The 15,279-nt window shown below is 74.4% G+C and carries 16 protein-coding genes; 8 read left to right on the forward strand and 8 right to left on the reverse strand.

Features of this window, described 5'->3' with window-relative positions; translation table 11 throughout:
• Positions 1-6: 6 nt before the first annotated feature.
• Genes AMK16_RS16550 through AMK16_RS16560 form a run of 3 tightly spaced genes read left to right on the forward strand, consistent with a single transcriptional unit; the run spans position 7 to position 3,169 of the window.
• Positions 7-996 (forward strand): carbohydrate ABC transporter permease, encoded by a 990-nt coding sequence (locus tag AMK16_RS16550; protein WP_073915453.1) that lies wholly within the window; start codon positions 7-9, stop codon positions 994-996.
• Entirely contained in the window at positions 921-1,817 is an 897-nt protein-coding gene (locus tag AMK16_RS16555; protein ID WP_073915456.1) for a carbohydrate ABC transporter permease, read from the forward strand. The genes AMK16_RS16550 and AMK16_RS16555 overlap by 76 nt, the downstream gene beginning before the upstream one ends.
• Positions 1,818-1,828: 11 nt before the next feature.
• Positions 1,829-3,169, forward strand: a complete 1,341-nt coding sequence (locus tag AMK16_RS16560) for a GH1 family beta-glucosidase (protein ID WP_073915459.1) — start codon at positions 1,829-1,831, stop codon at positions 3,167-3,169.
• Positions 3,170-3,207: 38 nt separating this feature from the next.
• On the opposite strand, the gene AMK16_RS16565 is transcribed toward AMK16_RS16560, so the two are convergent.
• The 4 genes from AMK16_RS16565 to AMK16_RS16575 all read right to left on the reverse strand — a co-directional run bounded on the left by AMK16_RS16565 (position 3,208) and on the right by AMK16_RS16575 (position 6,174).
• Positions 3,208-3,849 carry a hypothetical protein gene (locus AMK16_RS16565; RefSeq protein ID WP_107417172.1) on the reverse strand — a complete coding sequence of 214 codons (642 nt, stop codon included), beginning with the start codon at positions 3,847-3,849 and terminating at the stop codon, positions 3,208-3,210.
• A gap of 11 nt (positions 3,850-3,860) precedes the next feature.
• Positions 3,861-4,025 carry a DUF5993 family protein gene (locus AMK16_RS36640; RefSeq protein ID WP_199885447.1) on the reverse strand — a complete coding sequence of 55 codons (165 nt, stop codon included), beginning with the start codon at positions 4,023-4,025 and terminating at the stop codon, positions 3,861-3,863.
• Between the two features lie 68 nt (positions 4,026-4,093).
• A complete protein-coding gene (locus AMK16_RS16570) occupies positions 4,094-5,488 on the reverse strand; it encodes a HAMP domain-containing sensor histidine kinase (RefSeq protein WP_073915465.1) in 1,395 nt (464 codons plus the stop codon).
• Positions 5,485-6,174: a response regulator transcription factor gene (locus AMK16_RS16575; protein WP_073915468.1), complete on the reverse strand. Its 690-nt coding sequence runs from the start codon at positions 6,172-6,174 to the stop codon at positions 5,485-5,487. The genes AMK16_RS16570 and AMK16_RS16575 overlap by 4 nt, the downstream gene beginning before the upstream one ends.
• A gap of 79 nt (positions 6,175-6,253) precedes the next feature.
• On the opposite strand from AMK16_RS16575, the gene AMK16_RS16580 reads away from it, so the two are divergent.
• A complete protein-coding gene (locus AMK16_RS16580) occupies positions 6,254-6,811 on the forward strand; it encodes a hypothetical protein (RefSeq protein ID WP_073915471.1) in 558 nt (185 codons plus the stop codon).
• 68 nt (positions 6,812-6,879) lie between these two features.
• On the opposite strand, the gene AMK16_RS16585 is transcribed toward AMK16_RS16580, so the two are convergent.
• Together AMK16_RS16585 and AMK16_RS16590 are read right to left on the reverse strand one after the other, a co-directional pair.
• A complete protein-coding gene (locus tag AMK16_RS16585) occupies positions 6,880-7,761 on the reverse strand; it encodes a spermidine synthase (protein ID WP_107417150.1) in 882 nt (293 codons plus the stop codon).
• A gap of 17 nt (positions 7,762-7,778) precedes the next feature.
• Positions 7,779-8,186, reverse strand: a complete 408-nt coding sequence (locus AMK16_RS16590; protein ID WP_073916210.1) for a hypothetical protein — start codon at positions 8,184-8,186, stop codon at positions 7,779-7,781.
• 280 nt (positions 8,187-8,466) lie between these two features.
• Here AMK16_RS16590 and AMK16_RS16595 point away from each other — a divergent pair, with 280 nt between their 5' ends.
• On the forward strand, positions 8,467-9,816 hold the full coding sequence (locus AMK16_RS16595; RefSeq protein WP_073915477.1) for a transcriptional regulator: 1,350 nt from the start codon (positions 8,467-8,469) through the stop codon (positions 9,814-9,816).
• A 140-nt stretch (positions 9,817-9,956) separates the two neighbouring features.
• Here AMK16_RS16595 and AMK16_RS16600 read toward each other — a convergent pair whose 3' ends face one another.
• The gene (locus tag AMK16_RS16600; RefSeq protein ID WP_073915480.1) at positions 9,957-10,298 is read right to left on the reverse strand and encodes a VOC family protein; all 342 of its coding nucleotides are present in this window, start codon (positions 10,296-10,298) and stop codon (positions 9,957-9,959) included.
• Between the two features lie 92 nt (positions 10,299-10,390).
• The gene (locus tag AMK16_RS16605; protein WP_073915483.1) at positions 10,391-10,987 is read right to left on the reverse strand and encodes a histidine phosphatase family protein; all 597 of its coding nucleotides are present in this window, start codon (positions 10,985-10,987) and stop codon (positions 10,391-10,393) included.
• Positions 10,988-11,177: 190 nt separating this feature from the next.
• Here AMK16_RS16605 and AMK16_RS16610 point away from each other — a divergent pair, with 190 nt between their 5' ends.
• Genes AMK16_RS16610 through AMK16_RS16620 form a run of 3 tightly spaced genes read left to right on the forward strand, consistent with a single transcriptional unit; the run spans position 11,178 to position 15,246 of the window.
• Positions 11,178-12,350, forward strand: a complete 1,173-nt coding sequence (locus AMK16_RS16610) for a hypothetical protein (RefSeq protein ID WP_107417151.1) — start codon at positions 11,178-11,180, stop codon at positions 12,348-12,350.
• A complete protein-coding gene (locus tag AMK16_RS16615; RefSeq protein WP_073915490.1) occupies positions 12,338-13,918 on the forward strand; it encodes a hypothetical protein in 1,581 nt (526 codons plus the stop codon). The genes AMK16_RS16610 and AMK16_RS16615 overlap by 13 nt, the downstream gene beginning before the upstream one ends.
• Positions 13,915-15,246, forward strand: a complete 1,332-nt coding sequence (locus AMK16_RS16620) for an AAA domain-containing protein (protein ID WP_073915492.1) — start codon at positions 13,915-13,917, stop codon at positions 15,244-15,246. Before AMK16_RS16615 ends, AMK16_RS16620 begins: the two co-directional genes overlap by 4 nt.
• Positions 15,247-15,279: the final 33 nt, after the last annotated feature.

The following is a 15,279-nucleotide window of genomic DNA, read 5'->3' on the forward strand; positions in this document are numbered from 1 at the left end:
GCGGCAGTGACGGACGACACGGCTGTCCTGTCCCCCTCCGCCGCGGGCTCGAAGCAGCCGGCGGCGGAGGGGGGCAGCCGGCGGGGCCAGGTGTGGCGCTCGCGCCGCTACCGGTGGGACCTGCGCTGGAGCCCGTACGCCTTCGTGGCGCCCTTCTTCCTCTTCTTCGCCGCCTTCGGGCTGTTCCCGCTGCTCTACACGGGCTGGGCGGCGCTGCACCAGGTGGAGCTCACCGATCCCGACAGCATGACGTGGGTGGGGCTGAAGAACTTCACCCGGCTGTGGCAGGACGAGTTCTTCTGGAACGCGCTCCGCAACACGGTCACGATCGGACTGCTGTCCACGGTGCCGCAGCTGGCGATCGCGCTCGGGCTGGCGCACCTGCTCAACTACCGGCTGCGCGGCTCCACCTTCTTCCGGGTCGCGGTGCTCACCCCGTACGCGACCTCGGTGGCGGCCGCGACGCTCGTCTTCGTCCTGCTCTTCGGCCGGGACTACGGAATGATCAACTGGGCGTTGTCGGCGGTCGGCTTCGGGGCGGTGGACTGGCAGAACGGCACCTTCGCCTCGCAGTTGGCCATCTCCACCATCGTGGTCTGGCGGTGGACCGGCTACAACGCGTTGATCTACCTGGCGGCCATGCAGGCCGTACCGGGCGAGCTGTACGAGTCGGCCGCGCTGGACGGGGCCTCGCGCCTGCAGCAGTTCCTGCACGTGACGGTGCCCTCGCTGCGGCCGACGATCTTCTTCACCTGTGTCGTCTCGACGATCGGGGCGACCCAGCTGTTCGGCGAGCCGCTGCTGTTCAACGGCGGGTCGGGCGCGACGGGCGGCTCCGACCACCAGTTCCAGACGCTCGGGCTGTACCTGTACGAGCAGGGCTGGGTGAACCTGCACCTGGGGCGGGCCTCGGCCATCGCGTGGGCGATGTTCCTGATCCTGCTGCTCATCGCGGGCGCGGCACGGCTGCTGCGCGGACGGGAGGATTCCCTATGAGATCCCTGCGCGCGGGCAGATTCACCTACCTGGTCCTCGCCCTCTTCACCGCGGGCTCGCTCTTCCCCCTGGTGTGGACGGCCATCGCGGCCTCCCGCAGCAACACGCGCCTGGCCCAGACCCCGCCGCCGTTCTGGTTCGGCGGGAACCTGGGGCGCAACCTGCGGGTCGCGTGGACGGACGCCAACATGGGCACGGCCCTGCTGAACACGGTGATCGTGGCGGGCACGGTCGCCGCCGGCACGGTGCTCTTCTCCACGCTGGCGGGCTTCGCCTTCGCCAAACTGCGCTTCCGCGGCCGCCGGCTGCTGATGACGCTGGTGGTGGGGACGATGCTGATCCCGCCGCAACTGAGCGTGGTCCCGCTGTACATGCTGATCGCCCAGCTGTCGTGGACCGACCGGCTCCAGGCGGTGATCCTGCCGACCCTGGTCTCCGCCTTCGGTGTCTTCTTCATGCGGCAGTACCTGGCGCAGGCGCTGCCGACGGAGCTGGTGGAGGCGGCGCGCACGGACGGCGCGAGTTCGCTGCGCGTCGTGTGGCACGTGGTGTTCCCGGCGGCGCGTCCGGCCATGGCGGTGCTGGCCATGCTGACCTTCGTCATGGCCTGGAACGACTTCTTCTGGCCGATCGTCGCGCTGACCCAGAACGGCAGCCCGACGGTGCAGGTGGCCCTGACCGGGCTGGGCCGGGGCTACGTCCCCGACCAGTCGGTGATCATGGCGGGTGCGTTGCTGGGGACGCTCCCGCTCCTCGTGGTGTTCCTCGTCTTCGGCCGCCAGATCGTCGGCGGCATCATGCAGGGAGCGGTGAAGGGTTGACACACACATCGATGGAGACGCAGCGTCTGCGGTTCCCCGAGGGGTTCCTGTGGGGCGCGGCCACGGCCGCCTTCCAGATCGAGGGCGGTGCCGCGCTGCGCGGGCCGTCGATCTGGGACACGTTCTGCCGCACTCCGGGCAAGGTCCACGGCGGTGCCACGGGCGACATGGCCGTGGACCACCACCGGCTGTGGCGGCAGGACGTGCAGCTGATGGCCCGGCTGGGGCTCGGCGCCTACCGGTTCTCGGTCTCCTGGCCGCGGGTCCTCGCCGGCGGGATCGGCTTCTACGACGCCCTGGTGGACGAGCTGCTCTCCCACGGGATCAGGCCCTCGCTGACCCTGTACCACTGGGACCTGCCGCAGGAGCTGGAGGACGCGGGCGGCTGGCCCGAGCGGGAGACGGCCTACGCCTTCGCCGGCTACACCGAGCAGGTCGCCAAGGTGCTGGGTGACCGGGTGGAGATGTGGACCACCCTCAACGAGCCCTGGTGCATCTCCTTCCTCGGCTACGGCTCCGGGGTGCACGCCCCCGGCCGGACCTCGCCCGCCGACGCACTGCGCGCCGCCCACCACCTGAACCTGGCCCACGGCCTGGCCGCCGCCGCGCTGCCGGCCGCGGCGCGGGTCGGGATCTCGCTCAACCCGAGCGCGGTACGGCCGCTGACCGGCTCGGCGGCCGACCGGGACGCGCAGCGGCGCATCGACGCCCTGGCCAACCGGATCTTCACCGGGCCGCTGCTGGGCGGCGCCTACCCGCAGGACCTGCTCGCGGACACCGCCTCCGTGACCGACTGGTCCTTCGTCCGCCCCGGCGACGAGGCGCTGATCCACCAGCCGATGGACTTCCTCGGCGTGAACTACTACACCCCGGCGGTGGTCTCGGCGGCTCCGGACGGGGCGGGCCCGCGCGCCGACGGGCACGGGGCCACGGATCACTCGCCCTGGCCGGGAGCGGACACGGTGGCCTTCCACCAGCCTCCGGGCGACCGGACCGACATGGGCTGGTCGGTCGACCCGACGGGCCTGTACGACCTGCTGATGCGTTTCGCCCGCGAGGCGCCGGGCCTGCCGCTGATGGTCACCGAGAACGGCGCCGCGTACGGCCCCGACCTGCACGACCCCCAGCGCATCGCCTACCTGGAGGCCCATCTGACGGCCCTGCACCGTGCCGTGGCGGACGGCGCCCCGGTGCAGGGCTACTTCCTCTGGTCGCTGATGGACAACTTCGAGTGGTCCTACGGGTACAGCAAGCACTTCGGGATCGTCCACGTCGACTACGAGACCCAGGAGCGCACCCCGCGCTCCAGTGCCCACTGGTACGCGCGGCTGGCCCGGTCGGGAGCCCTCTGACCGCCGCGCCCGGCCCCGGGGATCCGGGGCCGGGCGCGCTAGTGCAGGAACCCCACGTCCTGGAAGAACCGGTAGCGGGCCGGGGCCTGCGGGAGGAACCAGTGGAAGCCCTCTTCGAAGAAGACGGCCACGAGGTTGACGAGGAGGACCAGGCCCAGGAAGCCCAGCGCCAGCTCCCCGGCCGTCCGCAGCGGGCCGGCCACGGTCGCCGGGACCTGGTGGCCGGCCGTCCAGTGGGCGAAGGCCATGGCGGCGCCGATGGCGACCACCGAGACCTGGAAGCCGATCCACGCCCACACGTGCAGGTGCAGGCCGAACACCTCGCTCCCGTACCCCTTGTCCCCCGGCAGGGCGTGCACCACCGGCTGCCGCCACGACGCGAAGGATCCGGCCGTCACCGCGGCCAGCGACAGGCCCCAGCCCGTCATGTAGTCGCGCCCGCTCAGCGCGCCGTGCGCCATCGCCGTCCGGACGATGTGGGCCGCGCCCATCGCCGCCAGCAGCATGAACATCCGCTGCGCCACGTCGAGCGGGCGCGGGTACTGCCACAGCCCGAACTGGTGGAACAGACCCCCGCAGACCACGCCCGTCCAGCCGATGACGAAGAAACAGGCGAACCAGTACTGGACCCGCCCGAGCAGTCCGCCCGTCGGCGTCGCCTCCGGGAGGAGGCTGTGCATCGCGGCCGCCATCAGTGGCCCGGCATCAGGGCGAGGCCGCCGGTCATGTGGTGCGCCGTCAGCAGGATGACGGCGCACCACATCGACCACCACGCCGCGAGCACGACCAGCCGGGACGACTCCCGGTACATGGCGACCAGCGTGGCGAGGAGGCCGCCGAAGATGAGGGTGTCCATGCCGCGGACCGTACCGATCCGCGGGCACGGCGCCCGCGAGGCGCGCCCCCGGCCCGGCCCGCGTTACGTCAGTTGCTGCGCTTCTTGCGCCGGCCGCGCCGGGCGCCCGTCCCGCCCGGGCCGCCGCGCGTCCGTCCGTCCAGCGCGATCCACACCCGCACCTCGGTACCCCCCAGCACCGAGCGCCCCAGCCGTACGTCGCCCCCGGTGGACTCGGCGACCCTGCGCACGATGTCCAGGCCGAGACCGGTCGACCCGTCGCGGCCGCCGTCGTTGCCCCGGCGCAGAGCGGCGTCCGGGTCCGCTATCCCCGGCCCCGCGTCGGAGACGAGCACGATGACGGCGTCGGAGGCGTCGTGCACGTCCACCGCGAAGGGCGTTCCCTCGGGAGTGTGCCGGAAGACGTTGCCGAGCATGGCGTCGAGGGCGGCGGCCAGTTCGGGCCGCGCCACGGGGATGCGTACCGTACGGTCCACGCCGGCGAGCCGCACCTCGCGGCCCTCGTCCTCCGCGAGGGCCGACCAGAAGTCCATGCGGTCGCGGATGACCTCGGAGGCGTCGCAGCCCGCCCCCGCCCCGCCGGCCGCCCCGGTCAGCCCGGTGGAGGGCCGCTGCTCCCGGGCGGTGCGGATGATCGTGTCGACTTCGCGTTCCAGCTGCTCCACCGCCGCGCGGGTCTGCTCGGCGGCCGGGCCGTCCCCGAGCGAGGCGGCGTTCAGGCGCAGCACCGTCAGCGGTGTCCGCAGCCGGTGGGACAGGTCCGCGGCCAGTTCCCGCTCGTTGGCGAGGAGTTCCACGACCTGGTCGGCCATCGCGTTGAACGCGACGGCCGCCGAGCGCAGTTCCTTCGGGCCGTCCTCCGGCACCCGCGCGCCGAGCCGGCCCTCGCCCAGCTGGTGCGCGGCGTCCGCGAGCCGCTCGGCCGGGCGCACCAGGCGGGCGCCGAGCCGGTCGGCGACGCCCACCGAGCCCACGACGAGCGCGAGCCCGACGCCCGCGAGCACCACCCAGGCGGTCGCGACGCCGTTGCTGACCTCGCTCTCGGGGACGAAGACCTCCACGACCGCGATGTCCCCGGAGCCGAGTGCGGTCGGTTGGAGCAGCGCCGAGCCGCCGCCCGGCACCGAGGTGGTCGTCGCCCGTGCGATCCGCCGGGTCTCGGCGACGGCGTGCGCCCCCGCCCGGCCCTCGCCGACGTCCGCGGGCGGGCTGTCGCCGATGGCGGGCACGTGGACGGCCATCCGGCGGGCCGCACCCATCTGCGTGGACTCCACCGCCCGGCGCAGCTGCACCGGGTCGGTGGTGATGGACAGGGTCGGACCGATGGTGGCGGCCTGCCGTTCGGCGTTGGAGAAGGCGCGGTCGCTGGCCATCTCCTGGACGACGAGGCCGAGCGGCACGGCGAAGGCCACGACCACCATGGCCGTGACCGCCAGGCACACCTTGACCAGCGCCCACCTCACAGCGGCGGCTCCAGCTTGACGCCGACCCCCCGCAGCGTGTGCAGGTAGCGCGGGCTGGCGGCGGTCTCGCCGAGCTTGCGGCGCAGCCAGGACAGGTGGACGTCGATGGTCTGGTCGTCCCCGTACGACTGCTGCCACACCTCGGCGAGCAGTTCGCGCCGGGCCACGACCACGCCGGGCCGCCCGGCGAGGAAGGCGAGCAGGTCGAACTCGCGCCGGGTCAGGTCCAGGACCGTTCCGTCGAGCTCGGCCTGGCGGCGCAGCGGGTCGATGGCCAGACCGCCGACGCGCAGCACCCTGGAGGGGGGCTCGGTCCCGGCGGCGGCCCGGGAGCGGCGCAGGACGGCGGCCATCCGGGCCGAAAGGTGCTCCACGGAGAAGGGTTTGGTCAGGTAGTCGTCCGCGCCGTCGTTGAGCAGCCGGACGATCTCCGCCTCGTCGTCGCGCGCGGTGGCGATGATCACGGGTACGTCGGTGATGCCGCGCAGCATCTTCAGCGCCTCCGACCCGTCGAGGTCGGGCAGTCCGAGGTCGAGGATGACCACGTCGAAGCGGTGGTGGGCGACCTCGCGCAGGGCCTCCAGCGCGGTGCCCACGCTGCGCACGGTGTGCGCGGCCTCGGTCAGGTGCCGGATGAGGGCGGAACGTACGAACTGGTCGTCCTCGACCACGAGCACACTTGCCATGGCCCGCACCGTAGTCCATTCGGGGGACCCGGGGAGGTGCCCGGCCACTCTTGTGGCGGGTGGTGCAGTATGTCCTGCGATGCGACGAGGACTTGTACATGCCATGGCGTGGACGCTGTCGACCGGGGCCGCGGTGACGCTCTCCTGGTGGGGCGTGCACACCGTCATGTCGGGCACGGCCTACGATCCCCCGCTCGCGGTCCCGCTGACGACGCGGCCGCTGTCCTCCTCGACCCACGGGGACGGGACCCCCTCGCCCTCGCCCTCGTCCTCGCCCTCCCCTTCCCCCTCCCCTTCGCCCTCGGGCCCGCAGGAGGACCCGAGCGCCGGGGAGTCGCCGTCGCCCTCCTCCGCCCGGTCCCCGGCGAAGCCGTCGAGCCCGCGCCCGTACCGCGCACCGCAGGACGGCGCGTCGGGCAACGTCAAGGCATACCCGGTCTCCGGCGGAAGGGTGGTCTTCGACCTCGGCACCACCTCGGCCGAGCTGGTCTCGGCGACCCCGGCCGCCGGCTGGCGGATCCAGGTCTGGAAGCAGGACTTCTGGATCCGGGTCACCTTCACCCGGGACGGCCGCGAGGTGTCGGTGTTCTGCACGTGGCACGACCACCCGCCGATGGTGGAGACGGTCGACCCCTGAAGCGACCCTGAAGGCCGACCCCTGAGGGCTGGCCCCTGGGCGTGCCCGGCCGGGCACGCCGGTCACAGCTAGCCGCGGAAGACCGAAGGGGGCGGTTGCGGGGAGGCCACCGCCGAGGCATCGGCGACGGGGGCGGCGCCTCCGGTGAAGTCCGCCAGCGCCCGGCCGTGTTCGACCCGGCCCGGGTGCGGGTCGCCGGCGACGCGGCGCGTGAACTCCGCGACGGGCAGTTCCCCGTCGGAGGCCACCAGGACCGCGTTGCCGAAGCGCTTGCCCCGCCACACCACCGGGTCGGCGGCCAGCGCCAGCTGCGCGAAGCGGGAGGCGGCCGTCGCGATCTGGCCCCGCAGATGGGCCAGGGGCGGGCCGTCCGCGAGGTTGGCGACGTACCACCCGGTGGGCGCCAGGGCGCGGCGTACGTCGTCCAGGAACTCGGCGCTGGTCAGGTGGGCCGGAGTGCGCGCACCGCTGAACACGTCCGCGATCACGAGGTCGGCCCAGCCGTCGGGCACCTTGGCCAGGCCCGCGCGGGCGTCCACCGCGCGGACCCGGACCCGCGCCTGCGGGTCCAGCGGCAGGTGTTCCCGTACGAAGGCGACCAGGGGCGCGTCGATCTCCACGACCTGCTGGCTGGAGCGGGGGCGGGTGGCGGCGGTGTAGCGGGCGAGCGTGAAGGCGCCGCCGCCCAGGTGCACCACGTTCAGCGGCCGGCGGGCGGGGGCGGCCAGGTCGATCAGGTGGCCGATCCGCCGCTGGTAGGAGAAGTCCAGGTGGCCGGGGTCGGCCAGGTCCACGTGCGACTGCGGGGCGCCGTCGATCAGCAGGGTCCAGGCGTCGGCGCGCTCGCGGTCGGGCTCCAGCTCCGCCCGCCCGCCGGCCACCTGCCCGGCGACCACCTCGCCGCCGCGCCCGCGCTGCTGCCTGCCCTTGCCTCTGTCCTTGCCTGCCACGCCCCCATTGTCGCCGGTCAGAAACAGTTGTCGGCCGCCTCGATGAGCCGGGCCGCCTCACCGAGCGCCGCCCGCAGCACCTCGGGGTCGGTGACCGGTCCCACGGCCTCCGGCGGCAGCAGCCAGCCGGTGCCGCCCGCGGCGGGCACGGCCGCCCCGTCGAAGCGCATCCCGCGGCCGTTGCTCTGCGTGCACGCGCTGCCCGGCAGGTCCCAGGCGTCGGCGGTGCCGGGCGGGACGAGGAAGGCGAGGGTGTCACCGGTTCCGTCGTGCAGGACGGGTCCGACCCCGTCGGCCCGGCTGGCGGCCCGGCGGATGATGTCCACCGCCTCCAGCCCCTGCCGGGTGGGCACGGTCACCAGGTCCGGGGCCTCGACGGAGGTCGCGCCGGGCTCGGGCGCGGTGTTCGCTCCACTGATCTCCATGCCGGCCTCCACCAAGGGAACCCCTCCTCGATCCGTGTACGAGCCCGGAGCGTGGGTCGCCTCCGGCTCCGTAGGGATTCAACGCACGGAAACGTCAACGGGTGCGGTGGCAAGACGCTGCAAAGGATGGCAGTTCATGGCGGATCGCGGGTGAGATATCCGTTTTGTAGCCAAACATCGTGTGAACGACCCCTCGGCGGCGGTACGTTCATGCCCGCCGGGCCACACCTTCACATGTCACGGCATCGGCGCTGCGTTCCTTGCCAGAGAGGCCACGTCCATGGCGGCGTCCCCCCACTCACCCAACTCCATGTTCCGGCGGCTGCGCGGGCAGCACTCCCCGGCCGAGTTCGCGGCGCTGGTACGCCGGGCGGCGAAGGAGATCGGAGAAACGGTTTCCTGCGACGCCCGTTACATCGGCCGGGTCGAGTCCGGCGAGATCCGCTGCCCCAACTACGCCTACGAGCGGGTCTTCCTCCACATGTTCCCCGGCCGCACCCTGGCCGACCTGGGCTTCCCACCGCGCGAGTCCGTGCGCGGCCGCTCGGCACAGCGCGACCCCCTCTCCCCCTCCCGAACCGTCCACCGGCCCCCCGCCCGTTCCGATTCCCGTTCCGATTCCCGTTCCAAGGAGAGCGACGTGCTGCGTCGCGCGTTCATGGCCGGCGGCTCCGCGACCGTGGCGGCCGCGACGCTCGGCCTCACGCTGCTCGGCGACACCCGCCGGATCCCCTCCCGCGCCGGGGAGTCCGAGGCCGCGGCCGTCGAGGACGCCGTACGCAAGATCCGCCTGCTGGACGACCGGCACGGCGCCGACGCCCTCTACCGCCGGGCCGCCGAACCCCTGCGCACCGCGTACGCGCTGCTCGACGCCGGGACCGCCCGGCAGTCCACCGAGGACCGGCTCCACGCGGGCGCCGGAGAGCTCGCCGTCTCCGTGGGCTGGCTGGCCCACGACTCCGGCCGCTTCGACGACGCCCGCTCGCACTACGCGGAGGCCCTGGCGACGGCCCGGGTGGCACGGGACGCGGGCCTGGAGGCGCACGCCTTCAGCAACATGGCCTTCCTTGCCCGCGACTGCGGACGGGCCCGCGAGGCGGTACGGGCTGCCCAGGCGGGCCGGCGCGCCGCCCGTTCCCTCGGTTCCCCGCGGCTGCTGTCGCTGCTCGCGCTCCGGGAGGCGGGCGGCTGGGCGGGACTGGCCGACCGCAGGGCCTGCGAGGAGGCGCTGGCCCGGGCGCACACGGAGTTCTCGCGCGGCGAGGCGGCCGCGGACCCGGAGTGGATGTCCTTCTTCGGCGAGGCCGAGCTGGAATCCCTGGAGGCCCGGTGCTGGGCGGCGCTCGGCGAACCCGCCCGCGCTGCCCGCCACGCGCGCCGCGCCGCCGACCTCCAGGATCCGCACTTCGCCCGGAACGTGGCGCTCTACACCGCCGAGCTGGCCGGTGACCTGGCCCGTGCGGGAGCCCCCGACGAGGCCGCGTGGGCGGGCGGCCGGGTGCTGGACCTGCTGGAACAGGTGCAGTCCACGCGGGTGCGGTCCCTGCTCGCAGAGACGGCCCGCACGCTGGTGCCGCACCAGCGTTCGCCGCGCGTGGGCGCCTTCCTCACCCGGCACGCGACGGCCTGAGGGGCGGGGGCGGGACGGGGGCCCGGTCGGAACGGGGGCCGGTCGGGGCCGGGCCTGGTCAGGCGCCGGGCCCGGTCGGGTGCCGGTGGCCGCAGCCGGGCCCGCACCGGCGGGCGCCGGCGGCGGGGACGTGCGCCGCGTCAGGCGCCGACGTACTCGTAGACCCCGCCGTCGGGGTGGCGGACCACCGCCCGGCGGCCGTTGGGCGTGGGCGCCGGTGCCGCGACCACCTCGCCGCCGAAGGCCGCGCAGTGCGCCACCGCCGAGTCGAGGTCGGCGACGAACAAGGTGGCCGCCACGGCCGCGAACCGCTCGGCGATCTTGTCGGGTCCGCTGAAGAGGAGGAACGGCCCGACGCTCGCGAGGTCCAGGCCGGCCAACCGGAACCGCGTCGCCGGCAGCCCCGTCAGCCGCACGTAGAAGTCCAGCGCGGGCGCCAGTTCGTCCACGCGCCGCCGCAGCACCACGGAGTCGATCGTCATGGGCCCATCCTCCCCACCGCCCGACCGCGCAACTCCCGGCGCTTTAGGCCACGTTGGAGCCCCGAGGCCGAAAGGAGCGGCAGCGGGCGCCCTCACGCGTCGAGGTGCCCCGTGTCGTTCCAGCGCTCCAGTGCGGGGGCCCCGTAGGCCCAGCCGAGGACCGAGAGCGAGGTCGGCTCCAGCCGGATGCGGGCGCCGAAGGAGGCGTCGAAGCCGAGCCAGCGGGCGGCCAGGGTGCGCAGGACGTGCCCGTGCGCGAAGACCAGGACGTCGCGCTCCGCCGAGCGGGCCCAGGCCACCACCTCGTCGGCGCGGGACGCGACGTCGGCGACGGACTCGCCGCCCGGGACGCCGTCGCGCCAGATCAGCCAGCCGGGCCGGACCGCCTGGATCTCGGCGGGGGTCATGCCCTCGTAGTCCCCGTAGTCCCACTCCATCAGCGCGTCCCACGGCTCCGCCCGGACGCCGAAGCCCGCCAGATCGCAGCTCTCGGCCGCACGCACCAGCGGGCTGGTGCGGACCTCCACGCCGGGCAGGCCCTTCCACGGGTCGCGGGCCAGCCGCTCGCCGAGCAGCTTCGCGCCGAGCCTGCCCTCCTCCAGCAGGGGCACGTCCGTGCGACCGGTGTGCTTGCCGAGCCGGGACCACGCCGTCTGGCCGTGGCGGGCCAGCAGGATGCGGGGGGCCATGTGATTTCTCCCGTTGGATAAGACTTCGTACGTTTTTACGGTGATTCTTTCGTCCGTACATCATCCAACACGTGAACACCGGGCGGCCCCACCCGGCCCACCCGGACCGGGCCCCTCCGTCACCGGCCGGTCCCGGGCCGTTTCCGCCGGAAGTCCACGATTGTCAGTGGCGGATGGGACACTTCCGCGGGTGAGCTCCTACCCGCCCAGCAGCGCTCCGCAGACGACCCTGCGCCAGCGGCTCGCCGGCCTGCGCGGCCCGGCCGTACCGCCCCGCCCGCTCGACGCCCGGGCGCTCGCGGCGCTCGCCGCCAATCCCGGCTGCGGCAGACGGGCCCTGCTCGACGGCGCCGGCGTGGACAAGACCGCCCTCGCCTCGGCCCTCGGCTCACCCGCGCCCTTCGGCCAGTCGCAGTTCGCCATCGTCCGCGGCAACTCCTTCGAGGCCAAGGTCAAGGGCGATGGCGGGACCGAGCTGCTGCGCCTGGTGCACGCGCACCTCGCCGCCGGGTCCGAGCCGCCGGGGCCCGGCGCGCGGGTCCCGGACCTGTCCGCCGCCGGGCCCGAGGGACGGGCCGCGCGCACCGCCCTCGCCCTGCGCGAGGCCACCGCCGCCGGGCGGGAGGCAGGGGCCTGGACCTTGCTGGACCACCCGATGCTGGCGCTGGAAGTGGCCGGCTCCCCCGCCTACCTGGAGCCCGACGCCGTCGTCGTGCATCCCGACGGCCGCTGGACCGTGGTGGAGATCAAGTCGTTCCCCATGATCGACGGCTCCGCCGATGCCGCGAAAGTGGGCGCCGCCGCCCGGCAGGCCGCCGTCTACGTGCTCGCCCTGGAGAAGACCGCCGCGAAGGTGGCGGGCGCCGAGGTCGGGCACACGGTGCTGCTCGTCTGCCCCAAGGACTTCTCCAACCTTCCCACCGCCTCGCCGGTCGACGTCCGCCGCGAGCGCTCCGTCACCCTGCGGCAGCTGGAGCGGCTCACCCGGATCGAGGAGCTCGCCGCGGCGCTGCCCGAGGGACTGGGCTTCGATCCGGCGCAGACCGCCGAGGAACTGGCCGAAGCCGTCGCCGCGGTGGAGGCCGCCTACGCCCCAGAATGCCTGGCCGCCTGCGAGCTGGCCTTCCACTGCCGGGAGAAGGCCCGCGCCGCCGACCAGGTGAGCGCCCTCGGCCGCTCCGTACGGGGTGAACTGGGCGCGCTGACCACCGTCGGGGAGGCCCTCGCGGCGGCCACCGGACAGGGCCCCGCGGGCGATCCGACCGCGGCCGCACTGCACCGGGCGGCCCGGCTGCGCGCCGAGGCGCTTCAGCTCGCCGGCGCGGCCCGCGTGGACGGGGAGGGGTGCGCATGGCACTCCTGAGCACCCTCGCGCGGCTCCAGGCCGTCCGCACCGGGCGGGCGCAGCCGCTGGCGACCGTGCGCCACCGCCATCTGAGCGAGCGCCCCCTGGTCCTCGTCCCGCTGACGACGGCCGGTGAAGCCGGGGCCCCGCTCGGGGCGCTGGTGGGCACCGACCCCCGGCAGCCCCGGCTGCTGGTGGTCCCGCAGCCGCGCGACCGCGACCTGCGGTGGACCTTCCTGGCGGAGCTCGCCGGCGAGGTGCTGCCGTATGTGGACTCCTACGCCGACGGGGTCGAGCTCGTGGAGCGCAGCGAGACCGATCCGGAAACGGGCCGCAGGACCAAGGTCGAGGCCGAGCTCTGCCTGGACGCCCCGCAGCTGATCGTGCCGAGCCGGGCGGGCATCGAGTACGTACGCCTCCTGGGCCGGTCGATGCGGTTCCGCCGCACGGCCGAGGAGGATCCGGACACCCCCTACCCGGCGCCCCCGCGGGTGCCGCTGCTGGGGCGCTGGCTGACGCACCTCGCGGAGCGCTCGCGGGTCCCCGGTTCCTCGATGCTGCTGTCGGCGACGGAGCTGCTGGGGCGGCACTGGGCCAGCGGCCAGAGCACGGTGGAGGACCAGCACCTGGGCGCGCTGCTGGCCTGGACGGCGCCCCCGGAGGGCGAGTCGGGAGCCGAGGCGGCGCTGCGCGCGGAGCTGGCCCGGGACCGGGACGGCCAGCTGCTGGTGCCGCCCGCGGGCCCCGCCACGGACCCGGCCTTCGACAACCGCCGGCTGGCCCCGGCGATCGCCCGCTACGACGCGGCGCGCTCGGCGCAGCCGCAGGACCAGCGGGCCCGGGAGCGTGCCGAGGAAGAGGTGCGGGAGCTGGTCGCGTCCCAGCTGCGGCCCACCTGGAAGGCCGTCTGGCGGGCGCTCGAACTGCTGCGCGCCCTGCCGGCGGGCGAGCGGGCCGAGGAGCGCTGGGTCCGCGACCGCTGGTCCTACACCGGCCATCGGGACCGCGTACGGGCGGGCGAGCCGCCGCAGCCGCGCCGCGACGACGCGGTGACCGCGGCCCAGAAGCTGGCCACGCGGGAGACGGAGCAGGTGCGGCTCGACGCCCAGGAGGCGCTGGACGACCCCCTGGTGATGGCGGGCCGCCGGCTGGCGGGCGAGGCGTTCGCGGGTGAGGTCACCGAGGTGGTGATGGAGTGGACGGACTCCAAGCGTCCAAGCCCGCGCCCCCTGGTGACGGTGGCCACGGAGGACCATCCGCAGCTCGCGGACGGCGAGGGCGTGAAGGTCTACCGCTCACTGGACGGCCGCCCGCAGAGCGCGCGCTTCGTGCGCTTCGAGGAGGACGGGCAGCTGGTGCTGCGCCTCCTGGACAAGATGGGCCGCGGCCGGGAGCCGGAGCCCGGCTCGGTGCCCGAGAAGGGCGACCGCGTGTGCTGGACGCTCTTCGAGCACGACGCGCGCGGCGGGCCCAAGCTCCCGGATCCCGAGCAGACCCCGTGGACGCACGGCGGACCGCCGGGATCCGCGGCCGCGTCCGCCGCCGTGCTCCAGCCCGACGCCGTGACCGACGAGGACATCCTGTGACCGCCTTCGATCCGGGGGCCGCCGCGGCGCGCGCGACCGCCGCCATCCTGCACGACACCCTGCACGGGACGGAGCGGGGCGTCGTCGTGGACTCCCCTCCGGGGGCCGGCAAGTCGACCCTGGTGGTGCGGGCGGCCCGCGAGCTGGCAGCGGCCGGACGCCGCCTGATGGTGGTGGCGCAGACCAACGCGCAGGTGGACGACCTGGTGCTGCGGCTCGCCGTCAAGGATCCGGAGCTCAAGGTGGGCCGGCTGCACAGCAGCGAGGGGGACGCCTACGATCCGGCGCTGCGCGAGCTGCCTTCGGTGACGCTCTCCGCCAAGCCGGGGGACCTGGCCGAGCTGCCGATCACCATTTCCACGGCGGCCAAGTGGGCCTTCGTCAAGGACACCGAGCCCTGGGAACACGCCATCGTCGACGAGGCGTACCAGATGCGCTCCGATGCGCTGCTGGCCGTGGCCGGGCTGTTCGACCGGGCGCTGTTCGTGGGCGATCCGGGGCAGCTGGACCCCTTCAGCGTGGTCGGCGCGGACCAGTGGGCCGGCCTGTCCTACGACCCCTCCGCCTCGGCGGTCAGCACCCTGCTGGCGCACAATCCGCAGCTGCCCCAGCACCGGCTGCCGGTGTCATGGCGGCTCCCGGCGACGGCTGCGCCGCTGGTCTCCCGGGCGTTCTACCCGTACACGCAGTTCCGCAGCGGAACGGGTCCGGGCGAGCGGCGGCTGTCCTACGGGGTCGCCTCGGACGGGTCGGGACCCGACCGGGTCCTGGACGAGGCCGCCGAGTCGGGCTGGGGCCTGCTGGAGCTGCCCGCGCGGCACACGCCGCGCACCGACCCGGAGGCGGTGCGGGCGGTGGCCCTGGTGGTGCGCCGCGCCCTGGACCGCGGGGCGGTGACCTGCGACGAGCAGTCCGAGGTCCCGGCCGCGCTGAGCGCCGACCGCATCGCGGTGGGCACGGCCCACCGCGACCAGGCGGCCGCCGTGCGCGCGGCGCTGACCTCGCTGGGGGTCACGGGAGTGACGGTGGACACCGCGAACCGGCTCCAGGGCCGCGAGTACGACCTGACGGTGGTCCTGCACCCGCTGTCGGGCCGCCCGGACGCGACGGCCTTCCACCTGGAGACGGGCCGCCTGTGCGTGCTGGCCTCCCGGCACCGGCACGCCTGCGTGGTGGTGGCCCGGGCCGGCATAGCGGAACTCCTGGACGACCACCCCTCGACGGAGCCGGTCCAGCTGGGGGTGACGGTGAAATTCCCGGACGGATGGGAGGCCATGATGACCACGTGGGACTTCTGGTCCAACCATCGGATCCCGTGGCGGCCGTAGGGAAGTGCGGCCTTCAGCGACTGGCAACAAAAC

This window comes from Streptomyces sp. CB00455 (genome assembly GCF_001905445.1).
Taxonomy (GTDB): domain Bacteria; phylum Actinomycetota; class Actinomycetes; order Streptomycetales; family Streptomycetaceae; genus Streptomyces.